The sequence below is a fragment of the Streptomyces griseus genome (assembly GCF_001715295.1).
GTDB lineage: Bacteria > Actinomycetota > Actinomycetes > Streptomycetales > Streptomycetaceae > Streptomyces > Streptomyces griseus_G.
The window spans coordinates 974,641-997,880 of sequence record NZ_MDKB01000002.1; the positions used below are offsets into that span (position 1 = coordinate 974,641).

16 protein-coding genes are annotated in these 23,240 nt (G+C 72.5%); 4 read left to right on the plus strand and 12 right to left on the minus strand.

The annotated features are described in order from the left end of the window. Positions 1-14 precede the first annotated feature (14 nt). On the minus strand, positions 15-2,456 hold the full coding sequence (gene pcrA, locus BA175_RS10840; RefSeq protein ID WP_069171099.1) for a DNA helicase PcrA: 2,442 nt from the start codon (positions 2,454-2,456) through the stop codon (positions 15-17). Positions 2,457-3,160: 704 nt separating this feature from the next. Here pcrA and BA175_RS10845 point away from each other — a divergent pair. Further along, positions 3,161-4,327, plus strand: a complete 1,167-nt coding sequence (locus BA175_RS10845) for a C40 family peptidase (RefSeq protein ID WP_069171100.1) — start codon at positions 3,161-3,163, stop codon at positions 4,325-4,327. Between the two features lie 124 nt (positions 4,328-4,451). Here BA175_RS10845 and BA175_RS10850 read toward each other — a convergent pair whose 3' ends face one another. After that, the gene (locus BA175_RS10850) at positions 4,452-4,805 is read right to left on the minus strand and encodes a hypothetical protein (RefSeq protein ID WP_069171101.1); all 354 of its coding nucleotides are present in this window, start codon (positions 4,803-4,805) and stop codon (positions 4,452-4,454) included. Between the two features lie 362 nt (positions 4,806-5,167). On the opposite strand from BA175_RS10850, the gene BA175_RS10855 reads away from it, so the two are divergent. Then, entirely contained in the window at positions 5,168-6,235 is a 1,068-nt protein-coding gene (locus tag BA175_RS10855; RefSeq protein ID WP_069171102.1) for a C40 family peptidase, read from the plus strand. A 141-nt stretch (positions 6,236-6,376) separates the two neighbouring features. Here the strand turns inward: BA175_RS10855 and BA175_RS10860 are convergent, their stop codons facing one another. Both BA175_RS10860 and BA175_RS10865 read right to left on the minus strand, forming a co-directional pair. Continuing rightward, positions 6,377-7,072 carry a LuxR C-terminal-related transcriptional regulator gene (locus BA175_RS10860; protein WP_069171103.1) on the minus strand — a complete coding sequence of 232 codons (696 nt, stop codon included), beginning with the start codon at positions 7,070-7,072 and terminating at the stop codon, positions 6,377-6,379. Further along, on the minus strand, positions 7,069-8,355 hold the full coding sequence (locus BA175_RS10865) for an ATP-binding protein (RefSeq protein WP_069171104.1): 1,287 nt from the start codon (positions 8,353-8,355) through the stop codon (positions 7,069-7,071). The genes BA175_RS10860 and BA175_RS10865 overlap by 4 nt, the downstream gene beginning before the upstream one ends. 202 nt (positions 8,356-8,557) lie before the next feature. Here BA175_RS10865 and BA175_RS10870 point away from each other — a divergent pair, with 202 nt between their 5' ends. Beyond that, on the plus strand, positions 8,558-9,889 hold the full coding sequence (locus BA175_RS10870; protein WP_069171105.1) for a PspC domain-containing protein: 1,332 nt from the start codon (positions 8,558-8,560) through the stop codon (positions 9,887-9,889). 156 nt (positions 9,890-10,045) lie between these two features. Here BA175_RS10870 and BA175_RS10875 read toward each other — a convergent pair whose 3' ends face one another. From BA175_RS10875 to guaA, 4 genes are all read right to left on the minus strand, one after another. Continuing rightward, positions 10,046-10,552 carry a DoxX family protein gene (locus BA175_RS10875; RefSeq protein ID WP_069171106.1) on the minus strand — a complete coding sequence of 169 codons (507 nt, stop codon included), beginning with the start codon at positions 10,550-10,552 and terminating at the stop codon, positions 10,046-10,048. Positions 10,553-10,637: 85 nt separating this feature from the next. Further along, complete coding sequence (locus tag BA175_RS10880) at positions 10,638-11,906, minus strand: hypothetical protein (RefSeq protein ID WP_079159498.1); 1,269 nt, start codon at positions 11,904-11,906, stop codon at positions 10,638-10,640. A gap of 390 nt (positions 11,907-12,296) precedes the next feature. Continuing rightward, entirely contained in the window at positions 12,297-12,902 is a 606-nt protein-coding gene (locus BA175_RS10885) for a Uma2 family endonuclease (RefSeq protein WP_069172049.1), read from the minus strand. Between the two features lie 116 nt (positions 12,903-13,018). Further along, positions 13,019-14,611: a glutamine-hydrolyzing GMP synthase gene (guaA, locus tag BA175_RS10890; RefSeq protein ID WP_069171108.1), complete on the minus strand. Its 1,593-nt coding sequence runs from the start codon at positions 14,609-14,611 to the stop codon at positions 13,019-13,021. 316 nt (positions 14,612-14,927) lie between these two features. On the opposite strand from guaA, the gene BA175_RS10895 reads away from it, so the two are divergent. Continuing rightward, entirely contained in the window at positions 14,928-15,230 is a 303-nt protein-coding gene (locus tag BA175_RS10895; RefSeq protein ID WP_069171109.1) for a chorismate mutase, read from the plus strand. A gap of 790 nt (positions 15,231-16,020) precedes the next feature. Here BA175_RS10895 and BA175_RS10900 read toward each other — a convergent pair. From BA175_RS10900 to BA175_RS10915, 4 genes are all read right to left on the minus strand, one after another. Continuing rightward, positions 16,021-17,859: a GMC family oxidoreductase gene (locus BA175_RS10900; RefSeq protein ID WP_069171110.1), complete on the minus strand. Its 1,839-nt coding sequence runs from the start codon at positions 17,857-17,859 to the stop codon at positions 16,021-16,023. Between the two features lie 120 nt (positions 17,860-17,979). Continuing rightward, positions 17,980-19,617 carry a succinic semialdehyde dehydrogenase gene (locus BA175_RS10905; RefSeq protein WP_069171111.1) on the minus strand — a complete coding sequence of 546 codons (1,638 nt, stop codon included), beginning with the start codon at positions 19,615-19,617 and terminating at the stop codon, positions 17,980-17,982. Between the two features lie 152 nt (positions 19,618-19,769). Further along, positions 19,770-21,443, minus strand: coding sequence for a serine/threonine-protein kinase (locus tag BA175_RS10910; protein ID WP_069171112.1), 1,674 nt, complete (start codon positions 21,441-21,443; stop codon positions 19,770-19,772). Positions 21,444-21,541: 98 nt separating this feature from the next. Beyond that, positions 21,542-23,233 carry a serine/threonine-protein kinase gene (locus tag BA175_RS10915; protein WP_069171113.1) on the minus strand — a complete coding sequence of 564 codons (1,692 nt, stop codon included), beginning with the start codon at positions 23,231-23,233 and terminating at the stop codon, positions 21,542-21,544. Between the last annotated feature and the right edge of the window lie 7 nt (positions 23,234-23,240).

Here is a 23,240-nt window from a genome sequence, read left to right on the forward strand (position 1 = left end):
CCCCCGGGGAGGGCCTACAGCTTCTCCACCGGCGCGTACCGCAGCAGGAGCTTCTTCGGGCGCTCGTCCCCGAAGTCGACGGTCGCCTTGGCCTGGTCGCCGAAGCCCTCGACCGCGGTGACCGTCCCCAGCCCGAACTGGTCGTGCGTGACCCGGTCGCCCACCGTCAGCGTGACCACCGGCTTGTCGGAGGCGCGCCGGGTCGCGAAGCCGGAGGGCCCGGACTTGGCGCGGGCCGAGGACAGCGACGACGTGATGCCGGACGTGGGGCCCGCCGGGGCCGACATGGGTCCCTTGCGCTTCCACTCCAGATGCGCGTCCGGGATCTCCTCCAGGAACCGTGAGGGCGGGTTGTACGAGGGCTGCCCCCACGCGCTGCGCATCGCCGCACGCGTCAGGTAGAGCCGCTCGCGGGCGCGCGTGATGCCCACATAGGCGAGCCGGCGCTCCTCCTCCAGCTCCTTCACCTGGCCGAGGGCGCGCATGTGCGGGAAGACGCCGTCCTCCATGCCGGTCAGGAACACCACCGGGAACTCGAGGCCCTTGGCCGTGTGCAGGGTCATCAGCGTGATGACACCGGAGCCGTCCTCGTCCTCGTCGGGGATCTGGTCGGAGTCGGCGACGAGCGCGACCTTCTCCAGGAACTCGGCGAGGGTGCCCGCACCCTCCTCCTCCGCGCGCTCCTGCTCGAACTCGAGGGCGACGGCGGCGAGCTCCTGGAGGTTCTCGATGCGGGTCTCGTCCTGCGGGTCGGTGGAGGACTGCAGCTCGGCGAGGTAGCCGGTCCGCTCCATGACCGCCTCCAGTACGACCGCCGGCCCGGCCCCCGACTCCACGATCGTGCGGAGCTCCTCCATCAGTGTGTTGAAGCGCTTCACGGCGTTGGCCGAACGGGCTGCCATGCCGTACGCCTCGTCGACGCGGCGCAGGGCCTGCGGGAACGAGATCTTCTCGCGCATCGACAGGGCGTCGATCATCGCCTCGGCGCGGTCGCCGATGCCTCGCTTGGGCACGTTCAGGATGCGGCGCAGCGGGACGGTGTCCTCGGGGTTGGCGAGGACCCGGAGGTACGCCAGGACGTCCCGGACCTCCTTGCGCTCGTAGAAGCGCACACCGCCGACGACCTTGTAGGGCAGCCCGACGCGGATGAAGATCTCCTCGAAGACACGGGACTGGGCGTTCGTCCGGTAGAAGACGGCGACGTCTCCCGCCTTCGCCTCCCCGGCGTCCGTGAGCCGGTCGATCTCGTCGGCGACGAACTGGGCCTCGTCGTGCTCGGTGTCGGCGACGTAGCCGGTGATCCGGGTGCCGGCGCCCGCGTTCGTCCAGAGGTTCTTGGGCCGGCGGCTCTCGTTGCGCTCGATGACGGCGTTGGCCGCGGACAGGATCGTCTGGGTGGAGCGGTAGTTCTGCTCCAGCATGATCGTCGTCGCGTCCGGGTAATCCTCCTCGAACTGGAGGATGTTGCGGATGGTCGCTCCGCGGAAGGCGTAGATCGACTGGTCCGCGTCACCGACGACGCAGAGCTCGCCCGGAGCGTCGGCGGCCTCGCCCGACGGGCCGACCAGCTCGCGTACGAGGGTGTACTGGGCATGGTTGGTGTCCTGGTACTCGTCGACCAGGACGTGCCGGAAGCGTCGCCGGTAGTGCTCGGCGACGTCGGGGAACGCCTGGAGCAGGTGCACCGTCGTCATGATGATGTCGTCGAAGTCCAGGGCGTTGGCCTCGCGCAGCCGTGCCTGGTACAGCGTGTAGGCCTGTGCCAGGGTCTTCTCGAAGCCGTCGGAGGCCTGGCCGGCGAAGGTCTCCTCGTCGATCAGCTCGTTCTTGAGGTTCGAGACCTTCGCCGTGAAGGACTTCGGCGGATAGCGCTTCGGGTCGAGGTCGAGATCGCGGCAGACCAGGGCCATCAGACGCTTGGAGTCGGCGGCGTCGTAGATCGAGAACGACGAGGTGAAGCCGAGGAGCTTCGACTCGCGGCGCAGGATCCGCACGCAGGCGCTGTGGAAGGTCATGACCCACATCGCGTGGGCGCGCGGACCGACCAGCTGCTCGACCCGCTCCTTCATCTCGCCGGCGGCCTTGTTGGTGAAGGTGATCGCGAGGATCTGCCCCGGGTGCACGCCCCGCTCGGCCAGCAGGTGGGCGATCCGGTGGGTCAGCACCCGGGTCTTCCCGGAACCGGCCCCGGCGACGATGAGCAGCGGGGAACCGGCGTGGACGACGGCGGCGCGCTGCTCGGTGTTCAGCCCGTCGAGCAGTGCGGCGGAGTCGATGACGGGGCGGGCGGCACCGTCGCGGTAATAGGCGTCGCGCGGCGGCGGGGGGGTGTCGAAGACGTCCCCGAAGAGGCCCTCCGGCACCGGCTCGGGCGCGTGGTCCTCGGGAGGCGGCGGGGGGCCTTCCTCCGCTTGCTGGAGGCCGGTCAGGAAACTGTCGTCAAAGAGGCTGCTCATCGCCTCACGAGTCTAAGGGCTGTCCTGCGGTTCCCGGCGGGCGCGGGACGACAGCCACGGAACCTCGCCGCCCGCAGGAACCTCCCCCTACGTCCGGTAATGCCGAGGTACCTCCCCCGTAAGACCCACCACCCACGTGCCGGGCGCCGATCCACCCAGCGGGGCCCGATGGCCTGATCCGGACCCCCGGGCACCCGGGCCCGGTCCTCGCGGGAGAGCGCGTATCCCGAGAGGCGGGAGGCGCGCAAGGGGGAGAGCGGGGAGGCACACAGGGACTCCGGGGACGGGGCGCCCGCGGGGGTCCGGAGGCGCACCACGCGCACACACCGGGGCCGCTCGCCCACGGTGCGTACGGATCTGTGGCCGGATCTCGCCCACCGGTCCGCCGATCCGGAAAGGTCACGAAAACGTATCGGGCATATCGAACATCAACCTTCCCAGGGGCACCACCGGTTGGCTAGCGTGCTCCGACGGGCGGCCCGTACCCCCGAGAGGCGAACCACGCCGCGCGGGCGCCCCCGCCGAATCCGTTCCGCCCTCACGGGGGGTCCGGAACCGGGGACCCACACGCAGCACCGGGGTGAATCGGTCCTTCTCCACCGGACCGTAGGGCAGCCTTCCGTTCCGCCCGAACCCTCCCCCAGTGCCCTGAACGGCCTGGGGGGACCCCCATCGCTAACCCGGTAGGCGGTCCACGGAAGGAGATGCCGGCCTTGGCATCGCATCGCAAGCCGCGCACCCGTGTGCGCACGACCACCCCTGCCCTCGGGCTCACGACGGCCGCGCTGGCCTCCGTCACCCTGCTCTCCACGCAGAGCGCGACAGCCGCCCCGGCGGAGCCCAAGCCGACCGTCGAGGAAGTACAGAAGAGGGTCGACGACCTCTACCGGCAGGCGGGCACCGCCACCCAGCGGTACAACGAGGCGAAGAGCGCGTCCGCCGCGCAGCGCTCCAAGGTCGACGCCCTGCTGGACGCCGCGGCCGAGCGGGCCGAGAAGCTCAACGAGACGCGGCGCGAACTGGGCCGCTACGCGGCCGCGCAGTACCGCAGCGGCGGGATCTCGCCGACGGCGACGTTCTTCCTGGCGGACGATCCGCAGTCGTACTTCGACCAGGACCAGCTGATGGGGCGGATGACCAGCCGCCAGCAGAAGACGGTCGCCGACTTCCGCACGCAGCAGAAGGAGGCGGCGGCCAAGCGGGTCGAGGCCACGAAGAGCCTGGAGACGCTCACCGAGTCGCAGGCCACCCTGCGCACCAGCAAGCAGCAGGTGCAGCAGAGGCTGGCCGAAGCGCGCTCGCTGCTGTCGAAACTGACCGCCGAGGAGAAGGCCCGGCTGGCGGAGCTGGAGCGCCGGAAGGAGGCCGAGGCCACCCGCAAGGCGGAGGAACTGGCACGCCGGCAGGCCGCCGCCACGAAGGCCGACAGCGCCGCCGAGGAGGAGACCACCCAGGGCGGGACCGGCTCCGGGACGGCGACGGGCGGCGCAGGCACCGGCACCGGCACGGACAGCGGGTACGCGTCCAAGGCCGACCAGGTGCTGGCCTTCGCGCGGGCCCAGATCGGCAAGCCGTACGTCTGGGGGGCGACGGGCCCGTCCTCGTACGACTGCTCCGGGCTGACGCAGGCCGCGTGGAGGGCGGCCGGTGTCGATCTGCCCCGCACCACCTGGGACCAGGTCAAGGTCGGCACCCGGGTGGCCACCGCCGATCTGCTCCCGGGCGACCTGGTCTTCTTCTACGACGACATCAGCCACGTCGGGATCTACAAGGGCGACGGCATGATGATCCACGCGCCGAAACCGGGTGCGAACGTCCGCGAGGAGTCGATCTACTACATGCCGATCTACGGCAGCGTGCGCCCGGCGTAGGGCCGAGAGTGCCCGCCCCGCTCCGTACGACCGCCGGCCGGGCGGGAGCGTTCCCGCCCGGCCGGCGGGAGTGCCCCTGCCCGGCCCGTGCAGCCCGGGGGCTCGGGGAGACCGGCCCGGCCGCTCAGGTCCAGAGCGTGGCGATGAAGATGTTGGCGACCGTCAGCCCGCCCACGGCCGCGAACGCGCCCTTGTCCACCTTCTCCTCGTCCCGCTTCACGTAGACGAGGGCGAGGATCACGATCAGGATCAGCAGCTTGACGCCGATCTTGATGTTGTTGACGTTCTGGTCGTCCGCCTGGTTGAGCCCGACCAGGGCGACGCCGGTGACCAGCATGGTGAGCGCCCCGTGCAGCATGGCGGGCACGAAGCGGGCCGTGCCCGCCCCCATGGCCTTCATCTGGGTCAGGAAGCCGCCCAGCAGGGAGGCGATGCCGATGACGTGCAGGGCCACGAAGACATTGATGAGTACGTCCATGGCCGCAGCCTAGCCGTGGTCATATCAGCACTCTTCGGCCAGGTACGACTTCCCTACGAGAGCCGCGCTTGCGCGCGGTCGTGCCCGAAACGCCGGACACGGAACGACTTTTCGGTCACGTACGGTCAACGAAACGTCACATGCGGGCAATAGGCGTCATTACACCTCTTCGCGGTGCGCCAGGTCTAGCGTCCCTCCCAGGTGACCGGATCTCCACCGCCGCCCCGTACCGGGGCGGCACCCGGTCGCCCCGCCAGGAACACACGGCGGTCGGCCACTCCCCCGTCGGGGCCCGCCGCCGGATCCGGGCGGGCCCGTCGGCACCCACCGACGGGCAGTCGAACGGAAGGATCCACGCCCCCGTGGCCGCCCCCCGCAAAGCCGCTCACCGCAAGCCCAAGCAGCGCCTGTTCACCGGTCCTGCTGCCCGCACCGCAGCCACCCTGGCCTTGGCCGGAGCGGCGACCGCGACCGCATTCGAAGGCGGCGCCCAGGCCGAGCCCCAGCTCACCCCCGCCCAGGTCAAGGCCAAGGTCGACCGGCTGTACCACGACGCCGAGGTCGCCACCGAGCAGTACAACGGCGCGAAGGAGAAAGCCGCGGCCTCGGCGAAGGCCCTCGACGCCCTGCGCGACGAGGCCGCCCGCAGGACCGAGCGCCTCAACGCCTCGCGTGACGCCCTCGGCTCGTTCGCCGCCGCCCAGTACCGCAGCGGCGGCATCGACCCCGCCGTCCGGCTGGTGCTCTCCTCCGACCCCGACCAGTACCTCGAACGGGCCGCGTACCTGGACCGGGCCGGCGACCGGCAGGCCGGCGCGCTCAACGGAGTGCGCCGCCAGGTCGGCGAGCTCGCTCAACTGCGCGCCCGCGCCGAGGAGGAGCTCGCCGTCCTCAAGGCCCGCCGGGCCGAACTGCGCGAGCGCAAGGACACGGTCCGCACCAAGCTGGCCGACGCCCAGAAGCTGCTGGCCACGCTGAACGCCGCGGAGCGGGCCGACTACGAGCGCTCCGCGGACGCCGCCCACGGCGGCGCCGTCCGCGCCGGCCGCGGCACCCCCCGCGGCTCCGTCGCCGCCCCCAACGCCCGCGCGGCGCAGGCCGTCGCCTTCGCGTACGGGGCGCTCGGCAAACCGTACGTGTGGGGCGCCAGCGGCCCCTCCTCCTTCGACTGCTCAGGGCTCACCCAGGCCGCGTGGCGGACCGCCGGTGTCTCCCTGCCCCGCACGACGTACTCCCAGATCAACGCGGGCCGACGGGTCTCCCGTTCCGAACTGGCCCCGGGCGACCTGGTGTTCTTCTACTCCGGGATCAGCCACGTCGGGCTCTACGTGGGCGGCGGGCAGATGATCCACGCCCCGCGCCCGGGCGCCCCGGTCCGCATCGCCTCCGTCAGCGACATGCCTTTCGCGGGGGCGACCCGGGTGGCGTGAACTCCGCGCCGGCCCGGGACCGGCGGGAGGAAGGCCCGGGGAAGGCCCGCCGGGACCGCGGAGACCGCTGCCCGGCCGCCCGTACGCTCGCCCTGCGCTCCCCCGGCCACCGCGTGGCCCGCGCACGGGCGGGCGTCGGGCTCAGACCAGCCGCCGGGCCGTCGCCCACCGGGTCAGCTCGTGCCGGTTGGACAGCTGGAGCTTGCGCAGCACCGCCGAGACGTGCGACTCGACCGTCTTCACCGAGATGAACAGCTGCTTGGCGATCTCCTTGTACGCGTACCCCCGGGCGATCAGCCGCAGCACCTCCCGCTCGCGCTGGGTCAGCCGGTCCAGGTCCTCGTCGACCGGGGGCGCGTCCGTCGAGGCGAAGGCGTCGAGGACGAAGCCGGCCAGCCGCGGCGAGAACACCGCGTCGCCGTCCTGGACCCGGAAGACCGAGTCGACCAGGTCGGTGCCGGTGATGGTCTTGGTGACATAACCGCGGGCCCCGCCCCGGATGACGCCGATGACGTCCTCGGCGGCGTCCGACACGGACAGCGCCAGGAAGCGGACCGGGTTCTCCACCGCACCCATCATGGGGGCGCAGCGCCGCAGGACCTCGACGCCGCCACCACCGGGGAGGTGGACGTCGAGGAGGACGACCTCGGGACGGGTCGCCGTGATCACGGTGACCGCCTGGTCGACGTCGGCCGCCTCGCCGACGACCTCGACGCCGGTCTCCTCGGTACGGCCGATCTCGGCCTGGACCCCGGTGCGGAACATCCGGTGGTCGTCGACGAGCACGACCCGTACCCGGCGCTCCGGGCCCCCGGTGGCTTCGGTGTTCTCGGTCATTCGCTCGCCCTCTCCATCTCCAGCTCGACCTCCGTGCCCCCACCGGGCACCGGACGCAGCCGCGCCGTACCGCCGTTGCGCTGCATCCGGCCGATGATCGATTCTCGTACGCCCATCCTGTCGCCCGGGACGGCGTCCAGGTCGAAGCCCGGACCCCGGTCCCGTACCGAGACGAAGACGGTGCGTCCCTCGACCTCGGCGAAGACCTGGACGGCCCCGCCCTCGCCACCGTACTTGGCGGCGTTGACCATGGCCTCGCGCGCGGCCTGCATCTGTGCCGCCAGCTTCTCGTCGAGCGGGCAGTCGCCGACGACCACGACCTCCAGCGGTACCCCGTGCTTGTCCTCGACCTCGGCGGCGGCCCGCTTGACGGCCTCCGCGAGGGTCGCGGGCTCGTCGTCCTCGTCCTTGCCGGTGCCCTCCGGGTTGTACAGCCAGTTCCGCAGCTCGCGTTCCTGGGCGCGGGCCAGCCTGCGGACCTCCCCGCCGTCGTCCGCACTGCGCTGGATCAGGGTGAGGGTGTGCAGCACGGAGTCGTGGACGTGCGCTGCCACTTCGGCGCGCTCCTGCGCCCGGATGCGCATCAGGCGTTCCTCGGAGAGGTCCTGGGTCATCCGTACGAGATAGGGGCCCGCCAGGAGCGCGATGCCGGTGAGTACGGCGATGGCGGCGGTCAGTACGTTGCCGAGCTGGGCGGCCGAGCCGCGGACCACGAGGAAGACCGCGAGGCCGAGGCCGACGAGGGCGACCCCGGCCAGCCCGCGGGCCAGGTGCAGCACACGGCGGCGGCGGCCGACCTCGATCCAGCGGGCCCGTCGCGCGTTGTCGGCCTGGCGCCAGACCAGGACCGAGCCCGCGCCGATCAGCAGCATCGGCCAGATGTAGCGGTCGGCCTCGCTTCCCATGTCGACGTTGCCGACGAAGACCATGGCGCCCACGAGCAGCGCGACCAGAGCGAAGACCTGGCCCTTGTCGGGCTTGCGGAGTCTGCGGCGGCCGTCGGGGGCCGTCTCGAAGACGGAACGCGTCGTCTCCACACCACCCACCCCGAGGGGGACGACGATCCAGAAGACGGCGTAGAGGAGGGCGCCGAGACCGTCCGCGAAGAACAGCCCGAGGAAGACGAACCGCACCCAGGCGACGGGGAGTCCGAGGTGCCCGGCGAGCCCGCGCGCCACACCGCCGAGCAGCCGCCCGTCCGCGCTGCGGTACAGCTTGCGCAGCGGCGGCTCCTCCGGGTCCGGGGCGTGGGAGCTCGGGGCTCGGGTCGTGGCTGTCGGCATGGACCGATGGTCACACGTTCCGTACGGCGGTGGCATCAGGGTCGCCCCGGACTCGTCCCTGATGCCCGCAGCCGTCCCCGGCCGCCGGCATCGGGGCGGGGCGCCCCGGTGGGGCCCTCAGGGGGCGCCGGGGAGCAATATCAGGGATGGCCCAGGGTCGTCGCGGGTCCCGGGAGGGCGTACGGGCCGTCACCATGGAGCCATGACCGTTCCCCAGGACGCCTCCCCCGGCGTCACGCCGCCCCAGGAACCGAAACCGCGGCTGCGCCGCAGCCCGCGGCACAAAGTGGTGGCCGGGGTCTGCGGCGGGCTCGGCCGGTACTGCGACGTGGACCCGGTGATCTTCCGCATCGTGCTCGGCGTCCTCTCGGTGACCGGCGGGATCGGTCTGATCTTCTACGGCTTCGCCTGGCTCCTCCTTCCCCTGGACGGCGAGGAGGAGAACGAGGCGCGCAGGCTGCTGTCGGGCCGGGTCGAGGGAGCCTCGCTGATCGCTCTGCTGCTCGCGCTGGTGGGCTGCGGGCTGCTGCTGTCGATGCTGCACAACGGCAGCATGCTGGCGTTCGCCGCGATGCTGTCGCTGGCCGTCATCGGCTTCTCCGTCTGGACCCAGCACCGCGCGGCGGCACCCGAGGAGCCGCCGGGCGCGGCCGCGCAGACGCCGAAGGGCGGCGCGGCCCACCCCGCCGGACACGGGGCGCCTCCCGAGGTGAAGGCGCCCCCCACACCGGGCGGCCCGTCGTGGTGGCGGGACCCGATCGTCAAGGACGGTACGACGGGTCCGGCGGGGTCCGGCTACCTCTGGGGGCCCGCCGACGCGGTCTCCGACCCGGCGGCGCGGCCCCGCAGGGCGACCGCGGACGCCCCCTACCGGGCTCCCTACCGGCCGCCGGGGACCCGGGGCCCACGCTCGATCGGAGGGCTCGTCCTCGTGCTCGCCCTGGTCGCGGGCGGGCTGGGCACGGGACTGAGCTGGGACTCCCACCCGCTGGGGACGAGCCTGCAGATCGGACTCGCCGCCGCGCTCGGGGTGTTCGGCCTGGGTCTGCTGACGGCCTCGGTCCTCGGCCGCACCGGGTTCGGCACGGTCGTGCTGGCGATGGTCACCGCGGGACTCCTCGCGGGCGCCTCGGCCGTGCCCGGGGACATCGGCACCGACTGGGTCCGCGAGGAGTGGAACCCGGCTTCGGCCGCGGCGGTCCGGCCCTCGTACGAGGTGAGCACCGGCACGGCGAAGCTCGACCTGTCCCGGGTGGAGGTCGCGCGCGGCGGCACGCTGCACACGCGGGTCGAGGTAGCGGCCGGGCGCGCGTTCGTCGTCGTACCGCGGGGGATGACGGTGGAGCTGGACGCGAAGGCGGGTGTCGGGGAGATCCGGCTGCCGTCGGACGTGCGCACGAACGTGAACGTCGCGGCCGACCGGCACACGCGGCGCACCCTCGGGCCCGTGGAGGGCAGCGCGCCGGCCGGCACGGTCGTCCTGCACATGGAAGTAGGCGTCGGACTAGTGGAGGTCACCCGTGCCGCGTCATGAGTTCAGGCCCGGCCGCGCGGTGGCGGGCGTCGTCATGCTGGCGCTGGCCGGCGGTTACGCGGCGGACGCCGCCGGGGCCTGGAACGCCTCGTGGGCGTTCTTCGCCCCGGTGTTCTTCGGGGGCCTGTGCCTCGCGGCCACGGCGACGTGGGGGAGTTACCGGCTGCGCCGCCGCCGCGACGCGAGGAAGGCGTCGGCGGAGAACTCCGCGGCGCCCGCGAGCAGCAGCGGCAGCCAGGCCATGAGGTAGACCAGGTCGTTGCCGTAGTAGTAGGGCTCGGTCCGCCAGCTCACGGTCAGCCACAGGCTCAGCGATATCAGTGCGCCGCCGAGTGCGGCGAGCCGCGCCCACAGGCCGACGAGCGTGCCGAGGCCGACGACGATCTCCCCGCACGCGAGGGCGTACCCGAAGCCCTCGGGGCTCTTCAGCGCGAGGTCGACGAGGGCCGGTACCGCGGACGTGTCGCGCACCACGCGCATCAGGTCGCCGAGGGACCCCGGCCCGGTCGCCGACAGGAAGGCGCTGTCGGTCAGCTTGTCGATCCCGGCGTAGACGAAGGTGACGCCGAGGAAGATCCGCAGGGGCACCAGTGCGTACCGTCGCGCCCGGTCCCGGAGGCCTCCGGGCTCCACCGGACCGTAGGAGTTGCCGTACCCGTGCATCACTGCCCCGCCTTCCGTCGGCCCTTCGGACAGACCATACGTACGCCGGTCGGGCGCGACTCACCAGGGTGTGCGGTCCGGCACCTCAGTCCGTGACCTCGATCGGGCAGGCGTTGGTCTCCACGCCCGCCGCGGTGACGACCTGCACGTCCACGACGCCGGGCTCGACCTCGACCGGTACGGGCACGGTGAGCACGGTGTCGGCCGGGTTGGCGAAGCCTCCGGCGACGGGGATCAGCGGCACGTGGACGTGCACCCGGCCGATCCTGACGACCACCCGTGCCAGCCGGTCGGGGCTGCCCGCACCGGCCGGTACGAAGCCGGCGCCACGGATCTCGATGTCGTCCCCGGTACGGATCGGGGCGTCCAGGTCCCCCGCCTCCCTGGCCCGCACGACCGAGAGGATCACCGGGCGCCCGCCCTCCGCGTACTTCCCGGAGAAGTACGTCGCCGCGGAGACCGCCACCAGGAGCGCGAGCCCCCACGGCAGGTCCGGCAGCTGTTCGGGGCGGCGCGCGAGGCGGACCGCGGCGAACAGCACGGCGACGGCGCTGACGAGGACGTACTGCACGTCCGTGAAGCTGCCGCGCCCGGAGTCGTCGGTGAGCAGGTCGGCGGCGCGCGGCCGGTCGGCCCGCAGCTTCTGCAGACGCTGCGCCAGGACCCGTACGGTCACCACACGGCGTACGAGGACGGCGACGGCACACACCAGGGCGAGCACGGTGAGCACCCCGGCCGAGCGGACCAGGTCCAGGCCCTCGATCAGTTCGTCCCGGTCGGCGTGGCCGGAGGCACCGGCCAGTTGGAGCGCGAGGACGAGCACGGCGAACACGGCGAGCAGCACCCAGGAGGCGGCGACGGTGCGTGAGGTGGAGAGCCGGTTGTCCTCGCCGATGAGAGGGGCGAGCAGACCACCGCGGGCCCGGTGGAGGCGGGCGGCGCCCGTCAGCAGCACCGCGGTGACGAGCCCCGCGATCAGGCCCGCCGTCCGGGCGGTGGACCAGCCGGCGCCGACGGCGGTGGCGGTCTCACCGATGACCAGCACCGCGACTCCGCCCCAGACGACGGCGAGCGTGCGCCACCAGACCACGTGGAGCCAGGCGTCACCGGCTTCCCTGCCGCGTTCGGCGACGTCCCGGGCCGACCCCGTCAGCTCGTCCGAGACCCACTGCCGGGACGCGGACGCGGAGCGGGCGACCCCGGCGGGCAGGCCCTTTCCCGCGGCCAGCTCGTCCCGCTTGGTGAGGAAGGCCGCCACCGCGCGCCGGTGTCCCTCGCGTGCTCCGTGCGGGCAGTCGCCGCACGTACAGCCACCGCCGTGCGCGCCTTGCGCCCTCGCCTCGTCCAACGCCACGGGGAACGCCGCCCTTTCCCGCACTCGTACAGCCAACTCGCCTCTGATTCCTGCGAATTGTGCCGTACGGGGCGGGCATCGCCCGCATCGGGGCGGGCCGCGGTCACACGGAGCCCGTATGTGCGAATATCAGGTGCCCGGAACGAGGCAGGCGAGACCCAGCGTCCCCGGGAGCCCCCGTCGTACCCGGTCCGCCGGGCGTCCACGGCCGCGTCGGCGATCCGGGCTCCGGGGGCGGGATCGCAGGCGGTGATCAGCTGGGCCGCTCCTCGGAGAGCGGGGTGTTCCAGGTGAGGCGCTCGTTCCCCGGGGCGGACATGAGGGCGCGGCCTTCTTCGGTGGACATGGGCCTCAGCCTGGCACGGCGGCTCCGAGAAGGGCAGCGCATTTCTACCGGCCCCGGTTGTAGATCTCCGTGAGGTCCGCCTCGAGCGGGAACGGCACATTCAGCTTGAGCTTGTTGTGGTGGATCCCTGTCGGCGTGTAGGCCTTGAGCGCGGGGTCGAGTTCGTAGACGTACACGACGGGCAGGCCGTCTTCGTTCGCCTCGACCCGCCAGAAGTGGCCGATCCCAGCCGCAGCATACTTGCGGGGCTTGACATCGCGGTCCCGGTCGACGGAGTCCGGCGAAACCACTTCGACGGCCAGGATGACGTCCTCCGGGGCGTACCACGTCTGGTCGGCTCCCGTGTCCGCCTCCACGCGGTAGACCAGCAGGTCCGGTTCCGGCCTGTTCCTGCTGTCCAGCCTGATGCTCATCTCCCGGTCGACGTCCAGACCGTGCGGAAGGTGCGTGAGCAGGGCCCTCTCCAGAAGCCACATCACACGCGTGTGGAACTTCCGCTGCGGACTCATGAAGACGAGACTCCCGTCGATCAGCTCGGTGTGCCGCGGCAGATCCGGGAGCCGGTCGAGGTCCTCCGCCACCCAGCCCTCGGGCGGCGGCACCGGGTAGTGGTAGGGCCCGGTCAGCTCGTCGTGGGGTGCGGCACTCATGATGGCTCCCATGGGGCAGAGTCTCGTCTCCTCGGCCAGCGTACCCAGCGGATACGCCGGTGCCGCCGCCCAGACGGATGAGCGACGGCACCGGCGTTGACCTCAGGAGGCGGGGATCACTCCCACTCGATCGTCCCCGGCGGCTTGCTCGTGACGTCGAGCACCACGCGGTTGACGTCGGCGACCTCGTTGGTGATGCGGGTGGAGATCTTCGCCAGCGTCTCGTAGGGCAGGCGCGACCAGTCGGCCGTCATGGCGTCCTCGGAGGAGACCGGCCGCAGCACGATCGGGTGGCCGTAGGTGCGGCCGTCGCCCTGGACACCGACGCTCCGTACGTCCGCGAGCAGAACCACCGGGCACTGCCAGATGTCCCGGTCGAGGCCGGCCGCGGTCAGCTCCTCGCGGGCGATGGCGTCGGCGTCGCGGAGCAGGTCCAGGCGCTCCTTGGTGACCTCGCCGACGATACGGATACCGAGGCCGGGGCCGGGGAACGGCTGGCGCTGGACGATCTCCTCGGGCAGACCGAGCTCCTGGCCGACCATCCGGACCTCGTCCTTGAACAGCTGGCGCAGCGGCTCGACGAGCTCGAACTCGATGTCCTCGGGCAGCCCGCCCACGTTGTGGTGGGACTTGATGTTGGCCGTGCCGGTGCCACCGCCGGACTCGACCACGTCCGGGTAGAGGGTGCCCTGGACGAGGAAGGCGACGTCCTCGCCCTCCGCGGCCTCGGCCACGATCTCGGCCTGGGCCTGCTCGAAGACCCGGATGAACTCCCGGCCGATGATCTTCCGCTTCTGCTCCGGGTCGCTGACCCCGGCCAGGGCGTCCAGGAAGCGCTTCTCGGCGTCGACGACCTTCAGCTTGACGCCGGTCGAGGCGACGAAGTCCTTCTCGACCTGCTCGCTCTCGCCCTTGCGCATCAGGCCGTGGTCGACGTACACGCAGGTGAGCTGGGAGCCGATGGCCTTCTGCACGAGGGCTGCGGCGACCGCGGAGTCCACGCCGCCGGAGAGACCGCAGATGGCGCGCTTGGAGCCGACCTGCTCACGGATGAGGGCGATCTGCTCCTCGACGACGTTGGTGGTCGTCCAGGTCGGCTCGATGCCCGCGCCCCGGTAGAGGAAGTGTTCCAGGACCTGCTGCCCGTGGGTCGTGTGCATGACCTCCGGGTGGTACTGCACGCCGTACAGCTTCTTCTCGTCGTTCTCGAAGGCGGCGACCGGTACGACGTCCGTGGACGCGGTGACGGTGAAGCCCTCGGGAGCGGCGGAGCAGGCGTCGCCGTGCGACATCCACACCGACTGCTCGGTGGGCGTGCCCTCGAAGAGGGTCGAGCCGGCCTTGGAGACGGAGAGGGGGGTGCGGCCGTACTCGCGTGCGCCGTTGTCGTCGACCGTGCCGCCGAGGGTGGTGGCCATCAGCTGGAAGCCGTAGCACATGCCGAAGACCGGGACACCGGCCTCGAACAGCGCGCGGTCCAGACTGGGGGCGTCCGGCGCGTACACCGAGGACGGGCCGCCGGACAGGATGATCGCCCGGGGGTTCCTGGCCAGCATCTCGGCGACCGGCATCGTGGACGGGACGATCTCGCTGTAGACCCGGGCCTCACGGACGCGGCGGGCGATGAGCTGGGCGTACTGGGCGCCGAAGTCGACGACGAGGACCACGTCGGTGGTGGGGTCGGCGGCGGCGGGGGGTGCTGCTGGCACGGGGGCGGCCTTCCGGCGGTGGAGAAGAGGGGTCGGTCCTGCAATTCTACCGGCCGTGGAGGTGTCCCCCTCCGGGCTCACGTCTCACCATCCGGGCCCGCCGTGGCCGTGGGCCCCCGGGCGGGGCCATACTGTCTGCCATGCGTCAGCACACGACCTTCGTCTTTACCTATGGCATCCGGCCCGCCGGGTGTCATGGCCGTGCTGCGTGAGCAACTGACGAGCAACGTTCCAGACGCCCCGGGCCGACAGGCCCGGGGCGTCTGGCGTTCCGGGCCTGTCGCTCCGGGGGGACCGACCCGACCAGGAGTCAGAGATGACCAGCACCGCACCCACGAAGACGGCCACCGAGCGGACCGGCGCGCACACCGAGGAGGCCGCCTCCCTCATCGGGGGAGCTCGCGCGCGCATCGACGCGCTGGACGACCGGATCATCGGACTCGTCCAGGAACGGATGGCCGTCTCGGCGGTCGTCCAGGAGGCCAGGATCACCTCCGGCGGCCGCCGGGTGAACCTGGCACGCGAGATGGACGTGCTCTCCCACTACAGCGACGCCCTGGGCAAGCCGGGTACGGCGCTCGCCATGACGCTGCTGGAACTCTGCCGGGGCACGGTGTGACGGGACGGACGGCGCCGGACGGAAGGCTGTACGGCCGCACCCGCGTTCGGGCCGGGTCTCACCCGTACGGCGCGTGACCGGCTCCCCGGCGGCCTCGTTGGTCCGGATGCCGTGCCAGCCAGGGGCGGTACCGGTAGGAATCCACGCGTGGCTCCGCCGGGACGTGTGACGTACCGCAGGTACGTCGTGGGACCGCGTCCCGGCGCGTGTGACCGGCCGGCAGGGGACAGCCGTACGGTCACCCACACGCGGCCGGTCCCGGGGACGCCCGGGGCCGGCCGCCTTCGGACACCCGGGGTGGACGGCTCGGGACCGCCGCCTCGCGCGGCCCCGGAGACTCCGGCGCGGCCCGCCGGTGAGGGCGCCGGCCGCCATCCGTGCCCGGCGAGGCGGAGCCGGACGCCCGTGCTCCCGCTCGCTCCCGACCGGACGACGTACCCGGGGCACCGGCGCGTACGTCCCCGGCCCGTGGCCCGCACTCCCGTCCGTCGATCCGGGCCCCTCCCCTCGCCCGAACCACCCGGTGCGGAGCGCTGTTCCCGGAGCCGTCGCCTCCGCTCCCCGGGCACCGGCCTCCCTGTGTGACAGGGACCACATGAGGAATCCGTGCGTCCGGGGGCAACCGTTGCCGGGGCCCACAGGTCATGCAGGGCGAATCACCAAGCGTGGGAGGCTGCACTCGGAGGGGGGTGCAGCCTCCCGGGCGCTTGTAGGGGGTCGGTCTTCCGAGGGCCGTCGGCCGTTTCCCTTGCCGGTCGCCGACAGGCGGAACCGGGAAGGACCCGAGGGGTCAGGACTCGGAGGCGGTCGTCCTCGGCGGCACCACGGGCATCCCGAGGAACGGCAGTCTCAGCGCTCCGAAGGCCTCCTCGGGCACCGCCGGAGCCTTGGGCGCGACCGCGGCCAGCCGCTCGTACGCCTCTCCCTGCGCCGGTCGCGGGTCGGCGTCGCCCTTGTTGGGCCAGAACGACATCGCGCGCTCCGCCTGCGCGGTGATCGTCAGCGACGGGTTGACGCCGAGGTTGGCGGAGACCGCCGAACCGTCGACCACGGAGATGCCCGGGTGGCCGTAGACCCGGTGGTAGGGGTCGATGACCCCCTCGTCGGCGCTCGCCCCGATCGCGCAGCCGCCGAGGAAGTGCGCGGTCAGCGGGGTTCCCATCAGCTCCCCGATGTTCGACCCCGCGAAGCCGTTGATCTCCTGGGCGAGAAGGGTGGCTCCCTGCGTCGCCTCGGCGATCTGCGTCGGATTGGGCGCCCCGTGGCCTTGCCGGGCGGTGAGGAGGCCCTTTCCGACGCCACCGGGCTTGCGGTAGGCGACCAGCGAGTTGTCCAGCGACTGCATGACGAGCCCGATGATGGTCCGCTCCGACCAGCGCCGGTTGGACAGCGAGCGCATCGCCAGCCACGGGTGCCGCGCCACGTTGCCGAACCAGCTGCGCACCCGGTGGGCGCCGTAGGGGACCTGGAGGATGGTCAGCGCGCCCATGGCGTTGGAGCCCTTGCCGTAACGGACCGGCTCGATGTGGGTGTTCGGGTCCGGGTGGATCGACGAGGTGATGGCGACGCCCTGGGTGAAGTCGGCCTTCGCGGTGCCGTGCTTCGCGCGGTAGCGGCGGTCGCTGGTCTGGGCGCCCACCAGGCCCTCGGAGTTCGTCCGGGTCAGCTCGCCGAGCCTCGGCGAGAGCCGCGGCAGCAGGCCCTCGTCCTTCATGGTGTGCAGCAGGGTCTGGGTTCCGTACGTGCCCGCCGCCACGATCACCCGCCGGGCCCGCAGGACGTCCGGCCGCGCCTTCCTGCGCCGGTGGGTGGGGACGGTGGAGACGCGGTAGCCGCCGTCCGGGTCGTCGGTGACGGCGACGACGGACGTCATCGGGCGGATCACGGCCCCGGCCTTCTCGGCCAGGTACAGGTAGTTCTCGTTGAGGGTGTTCTTCGCGCCGTGGCGGCAGCCGGTCATGCACTCGCCGCACTCGGCGCAGGCCTTGCGGGAGGGGCCCGCACCGCCGAAGTAGGGATCGGCGACCTCCCTGCCGGGCTTCGCCCTCGCCGTGCCGTCGGCGTCCTGTCCGTCGCCGAAGAAGACGCCCACCGGGGCGAGGTGGAAGGTGTCGCCGACGCCCATGGTCTCGGCGGCCGCCTTGAGGTGGACGTCGGCCGGGGTCATGGTCGGGTTGAGCCTGACCCCGAGCATCCGCTTCGCCTGGTCGTAGTACGGCGCCAGTTCGTCCTGCCAGTCGGTGATGCCCGCCCACTGGCGGTCCTCGAAGAACGGGGCGGGCGGCACGTACAGGGTGTTGGCGTAGTTGAGGGAGCCGCCGCCGACACCGGCCCCCGCCAGCACCATCACCTTGCCGAGCAGGTGCACACGCTGGATGCCGAAGAGGCCCAGCGCCGGGGCCCACAGGTAGTTCCTGAGGTCCCAGGAGCTCTTGGGGAGCGTCTCGCGTGTGAAGCGGCGGCCCGCCTCCAGGACACCGACCCGGTACCCCTTCTCGCTCAGCCGCAGGGCCGAGACCGCGCCGCCGAAGCCCGAACCGACGACGAGGACGTCGAAGTCGTACGCGTCGTCGTCGGCCGCCCGGACGGCGGATCCGGCCGGTATGTGGGCAGGGCTGTCCTGGGACATGGCTCTCCTCGGTACGAAAAAGACAGAAAGGATCAGGAAGAGGCAGGAGGAGGGGGCAGGAACGGAAGCGGCCGAGTCCCGGACGGAGGCCGTCGCGGAGACGGCACCCCCGCCCGGGGGTCAGCGCAGCCGGAGGGCCTTCATCGCCTTGAGGCTGCGGCTCATGAAGGCCGCGTACTTCTCGTCGTCCATCCCGAAGGCCGGCGCGAGCGGCATCAGCCGCTGCTGGGCGACCGTCTGGGACTCGGTGTACTTGAGGATGCCCTCGGAGCCGTGGCGCCGGCCGAGGCCGGAGTCCTTCATCCCGCCCATCGGGGACCGGACACTGCCGTACGCGGGTGCGTACCCCTCGTTGATGTTGACGGTGCCGGTCCGCAGCCGGGCGGCGATCCGGTGGCCGCGCCGCGCGTCCTTGGTCCACACGCTGGAGTTGAGGCCGTACGGGGTGGCGTTGGCGAGGGCGACGGCCTCGTTCTCGTCGCTGAAGCGGTAGACCGAGACGACGGGGCCGAAGGTCTCCTGGGTGCAGACGGCCATGGGCGCCTGCACGCCGTCCAGGATCGTCGGCTCGTAGAACAGCGGGCCGATGTCGGGCCGGGCGACACCGCCCGCGACGAGGGTGGCGCCCTTCTCGACGGCCTCGGCGACGTGCCGGGTGACGGTCTCCAGCTGGCGTTCGCCGACGAGGGAGCCCATGTCGGCGCCGTAGGCCAGGGAGCTGCCGAGCCGCATCGCCTTCGTACGGGCGGCGAAGCGCTCCACGAACGCGTCGGCGACGGACTCGTGGACGTACAGCCGCTCGATGGAGATGCAGAGCTGGCCGGCGGAGGAGAAGCAGGCGCGGACGGCGCCCGCGGCGGCCTTCTCCACGTCGGCGTCCTCGAGGACGAGCATGGCGTTCTTGCCGCCGAGCTCCAGCGAGACGCCGACGAGCCGGGCGGCGGCGCCCTGGGCGACCTCGCGGCCGGTACGGGTGGAGCCGGTGAAGGAGACGTAGTCGGCGTGCCTGACGACCTCGGGACCGACGACCGGGCCGTCGCCGAGCACGACCTGGAACACCTCGGCGGGCAGCCCGGCCTCGATCAGCAGGTCGCGGGCCCACAGGGCGGTCAGCGCGGTCTCCGTGTCGGGCTTCATCACCACGGCGTTGCCGGAGACGAGGGCCGGCAGCGCGTCACCGACGGACAGTTCGAGAGGGTAGTTCCAGGGGGCGATCTGGCCGACGACGCCGCGCGGCTGCCGCAGCTCGGTGACCTTGGTCAGGGCCGGCACCACCCCGGTGTGGCGCCTCGGCTTCAGATAGGCGGCGGCCCTGCGCCCGTAGTGCCGGGCCGACACGGCGACGGCCTGGACCTCCTCGTGGGCGTGGAGCCTGGCCTTGCCGGTCTCCAGCTGGATGAGGTCGAGGACCTCGGACTGACGCTGGAGGACCAGATCGTGGAAGCGCAGCAGTACGGCGGCCCTGACCCGGACGGGTGCCGCCGCCCAGGCGGGCTGGGCGGCGCGGGCGCGTTCGTAGGCGGCGGCGACGTCCTCGGGGGTCGACTCGGGGAGGTCGGCCAGCTTCGCCCCGGTGAAGGGGGTGTGGTTGGCCGTGCGCCCGGAGCCGACGACGCCGCGGGTCAGCCGGGCGATCACCTCGGGTGTCACCACGTCGGCCGCGGTGCGCACCCCGGCGGGAACGGCGGCCACCGGGTTCGTACCGACGCGGGTGCCGGAGGCGGCGGAGGTGGTCGTGGAGGCCTGCGAGTCCGTCATGTGGGCGAGGGTATGTCCACCCGCCGGCTTTGGGTACCCGTCGGTAACAGGTTTTCACAGACCCCGCGCCACACCTGCGGCCGGCCCCGACGACCCAGCCAGTGATCACTGGCTACATAACCGCTGATCAGGGGCTATCTGCCGGTGGCACGTCAGGATTCGTGAATCTTCAGGCCCTCGGTGACCTCGTCGTAGATCTTTTCCCCGTCCTTCGCCGCCTGGCCCGCCGCGGGCATCCTCACCCGGACGTGCCAGTACGGATCACTCTCGGCCTTCCCCGGGATCAGGAGCTCGTGGAAGCGGTACCGCAGCGGCTCGTCGTCGGTCGCGGAGTACGGGGTGTACTCCACCACCATGTCGTAGGCCGTGCGGCCCTGGTGCTCGGTCTTCGTGGACGTGACGGTGGCGTCCTTCATCTCCGTGGTGGCCGCCCCGCCCTTCTCGTAGTACGCCTTGCGGGCCTCCGGGTCGGCACCCGGCTCGTCCGCGCCCGCGCCGACGGCGTCCTCGCCCGGCAGCCCGCGGTGCCAGAAGTCGATCTCGAAGACGCCGCTGGGGTCCTTGTACCAGACGACGTCGCCGTCGTCCCCCTGCTCGCGCTGGTACTCCTCGGGTACCGCCACATCCGCCGAGAGCACCTCGTTCTCCGGCCTGATCTGCCAGCCCTCGGGCGTCCCGCCGCCCGTGAACGGGTTGGCGAGGAGCAGCACGAGCGCCAGGGCGACGGCGAGCACCGCGCCGCCCAGTCCGAACTGCGCGGCCCGGTTGCCGTGCAGCACGGGCGGCACCCACCGGCTGCCGACCGAGGAGCCGCCCCCGTACGGCCGGGTGAACTCCGGGGCGGGGGCCACCGCCACCGATTCGAGAGCCGCCCGGATCTCGGCGGGGCCGGGCCGCGCGGCCGGATCCTTGCGGAGCAGCTGCATGACGAGCGTCCCGAAGGCGCCGGCGCCCCGGGCCGGCATCTGCGGCTCCGCCGAGAGGACCGCCTGCAGGGTGGCCGGCGTGTGGGAACGGCGGTACGGGGACATGCCCTCCACGGCCGCGTAGAGCACGACCCCCAGCGACCACAGGTCCGACTCGGGTCCGGGCAGCCGGCCCAGCACCCGCTCCGGCGCGATGTACTCGGGCGAGCCGACGAAGGATCCCGTCTCCGTGAGCCGCTGCTCGCCCTCGACCTGGGCGATGCCGAAATCGGTGAGGACGACCCGGTCCTCGCGCCCGAGCAGGACGTTGTCCGGCTTGACGTCGCGGTGCAGCACCCCGGCCCGGTGCGCGGCGCTCAGCGCGCCGAGGACTGCGAGGCCGATCCTCGCGGCCTCACGGGGGTCGAGGGTGCCCTCCCGCAGCCGGTCGCCGAGCGACTGGCCGCTGACCAGTTCCATGACGATCCACGGCTTGCCGTCCTCGACCACCACGTCGTGCACGGTGACGACGCTGGGGTGGTCGATCCGGGCAGCCGCACGCGCCTCGCGCTGCATGCGCAGATAGACGTTGGCCCGCTCGCGCTCCCCCAGGTGGTCCGGCACCCGCGGTTCCTTGACGGCCACCTCACGGTCCACCACGTCGTCGTGCGCCCGCCAGACCGTCCCCATGCCGCCGTGCCCGAGCCGCCCCGTGAGCCGGTACCTGCCGCCCAGGACACGGTGGGGCGCGCCCTCCGGGTTGGGGTCGGTGACGGTCGGCGTGGGCCCGTGCGGGGCGCCGGGCGGCGTCGGTGCCTGCGGCGGCACCGGAACCGCCCCGGGCGCGCCACCCTGCGGGGCGTGCGGCGGCCGGAGCTCGTAGCTGGTGGGCTCGTTCGCCCGTCCCCCATCGTGGTTCATGGGCAACATCCTGGCGAAGCGGGCCGCGAGTTGCCACAGGGATGCCTCACCGGGTGCAGAGCCGTGACAGTCGCGAGGCAGCGGGCGGCCCGGCTGGGCTACTGCGGCGGAGGCTGCCAGCTGCGGAGCATCGTCTCGAAGCGTTCCCGGCTCTCGGCCCAGTCCTCCTCGGGGCCCGTCATGTAGATCGCGTACTCCGGGCCGCCCGTCTCACCGAAGTACATCTGGTCGATCCCGTGGCGCGGCCCCGGGTGGTCCTTGGACTCGACCCAGGTGAACTCCCAGAGGGAGCCAGGCCGGTCGCGGAAGACGTTGGAGTGCAGGGTGAGCCGCTGGTACCCCGGCAGCCGTACCGCGAGGTCCTTCTCGATGCCCAGCATGTGCAGGTAGGAGTTGTCGAAGTCGGGCTGCGGATCGACGCTGAACCGGATGCGGTGCGCCCCGTTGTCCGGGGTGTAGTCGATCTGGCCGCCGTCCGTCTGCCGCGTCCAGCCGTCGGGGACGGCGACGCTGAAGCCCTCCGGGTCCTGCACCCGGTGCCAGCCGTCCGGTAGGTCCTTCACGGGCTGCGCGTTCCCGCCGGACGAGCCCGTCGCGTCCTCCGCTGACGGCGAGGTGCCGGAGTCCCGCGCCGAGGGGGAAGGGCCGGGCGTCTCTGGTCCGGTGGCGGTCCGCTCCCCCGAGCCGTCGTCCGTACTCCCCCTGTCGTCCGCGTACTTCATCGCGACGAGGCCGGCCGCCCCTCCGATGAGCGCGGCGAGCGCGATGACGAGCGCGGCCGTACGCCACCGGCCCCTGCCGCGCCGGGTGGGGGGCGCCGGGGTGTGCGGGGCGGTGGGCGGCGGGGGCAGGGGCCGGGCGAGGTGGGCCGTCGCCCCGTCGGGGGCGGAGAAGGCGCGCAGATCCTCCCCGGACATCCGCTGCGTGGGCACGTGGGCCTGTGCGGCGCGGGGCTTGCGCCCCTCCATCGCGTCCAGCAGCATCCGTTCCGCCTCTTCGGCGGTCGGCCGGTCCGCCGGGTCCTTGCGCAGGAGCGCCGTGATCACGGGTTCCAGCGCGCCGCCCCGCATCGGCGGTGGCGGTTCCTCCGTGACGACGGCCTGCATCGTGGAGATCGGCGACGAACGGCGGAAGGGCGACTGCCCCTCGACGGCCGTGTAGAGGGTGGCGCCCAGCGACCAGAGGTCGGACGCGGGGCCCGGGTCGCCGCCGCGTACCCGTTCGGGTGCCAGGTAGTCGATGGAGCCGACCAGTTCGCCGGTCCTGGTGATGGTGGAGTCACCCTCGATCGCGGCGATCCCGAAGTCGGTGAGCAGCACCTGCCCGTCGCGGGCGAGCAGGACGTTCGCGGGCTTGACGTCACGGTGCAGCACCCCGGCGCCGTGCGCGGCCCGCAGGGCGCTCAGGACGTGGAGGCCGATCCGGGCGGCCTCGCGCGCCTCGACCTCGCCGCGCTCCTTGGTCGCGTCGGCGAGCGACGGCCCGTCGACGTACTGCATGACGATCCAGGGGCGGTGGTCGTACTCGATGACGTCGTGGACGGTGACGACCCCGGGGTGAGTGATCCGCGCCGCAGCACGCGCCTCCTTCTGCGTACGGGCGTGGAGCACCGCCCTGTCGGCCTCGGCGGCGTACAGGCCGGCGGTCAACTCCTTGACGGCGACGGTCCGGTGCAGCACCTCGTCCTGAGCCCGCCAGACCTTGCCCATGCCCCCGCGGCCGAGAACCTCACCGAGCCGGTACCGCCCGGCCAGTACGATTCCCGCTCCCGTGCTCTGCGCGTGTTCCACGTATGTC

Excerpts from the sequence above, each read along its gene's own strand:
- BA175_RS10910 (WP_069171112.1), bottom strand. The coding sequence starts at position 21,443 with ATGAACCACGATGGGGGACGGGCGAACGAGCCCACCAGCTACGAGCTC.
- BA175_RS10870 (WP_069171105.1), top strand. The coding sequence starts at position 8,558 with ATGACCGTTCCCCAGGACGCCTCCCCCGGCGTCACGCCGCCCCAGGAA.
- BA175_RS10900 (WP_069171110.1), bottom strand. The coding sequence starts at position 17,859 with ATGTCCCAGGACAGCCCTGCCCACATACCGGCCGGATCCGCCGTCCGG.
- BA175_RS10875 (WP_069171106.1), bottom strand. The coding sequence starts at position 10,552 with ATGCACGGGTACGGCAACTCCTACGGTCCGGTGGAGCCCGGAGGCCTC.
- BA175_RS10905 (WP_069171111.1), bottom strand. The coding sequence starts at position 19,617 with ATGACGGACTCGCAGGCCTCCACGACCACCTCCGCCGCCTCCGGCACC.
- BA175_RS10885 (WP_069172049.1), bottom strand. The coding sequence starts at position 12,902 with ATGAGTGCCGCACCCCACGACGAGCTGACCGGGCCCTACCACTACCCG.
- BA175_RS10865 (WP_069171104.1), bottom strand. The coding sequence starts at position 8,355 with ATGCCGACAGCCACGACCCGAGCCCCGAGCTCCCACGCCCCGGACCCG.
- BA175_RS10850 (WP_069171101.1), bottom strand. The coding sequence starts at position 4,805 with ATGGACGTACTCATCAATGTCTTCGTGGCCCTGCACGTCATCGGCATC.
- BA175_RS10895 (WP_069171109.1), top strand. The coding sequence starts at position 14,928 with ATGACCAGCACCGCACCCACGAAGACGGCCACCGAGCGGACCGGCGCG.
- BA175_RS10845 (WP_069171100.1), top strand. The coding sequence starts at position 3,161 with ATGCCGGCCTTGGCATCGCATCGCAAGCCGCGCACCCGTGTGCGCACG.
- BA175_RS10860 (WP_069171103.1), bottom strand. The coding sequence starts at position 7,072 with ATGACCGAGAACACCGAAGCCACCGGGGGCCCGGAGCGCCGGGTACGG.
- pcrA (WP_069171099.1), bottom strand. The coding sequence starts at position 2,456 with ATGAGCAGCCTCTTTGACGACAGTTTCCTGACCGGCCTCCAGCAAGCG.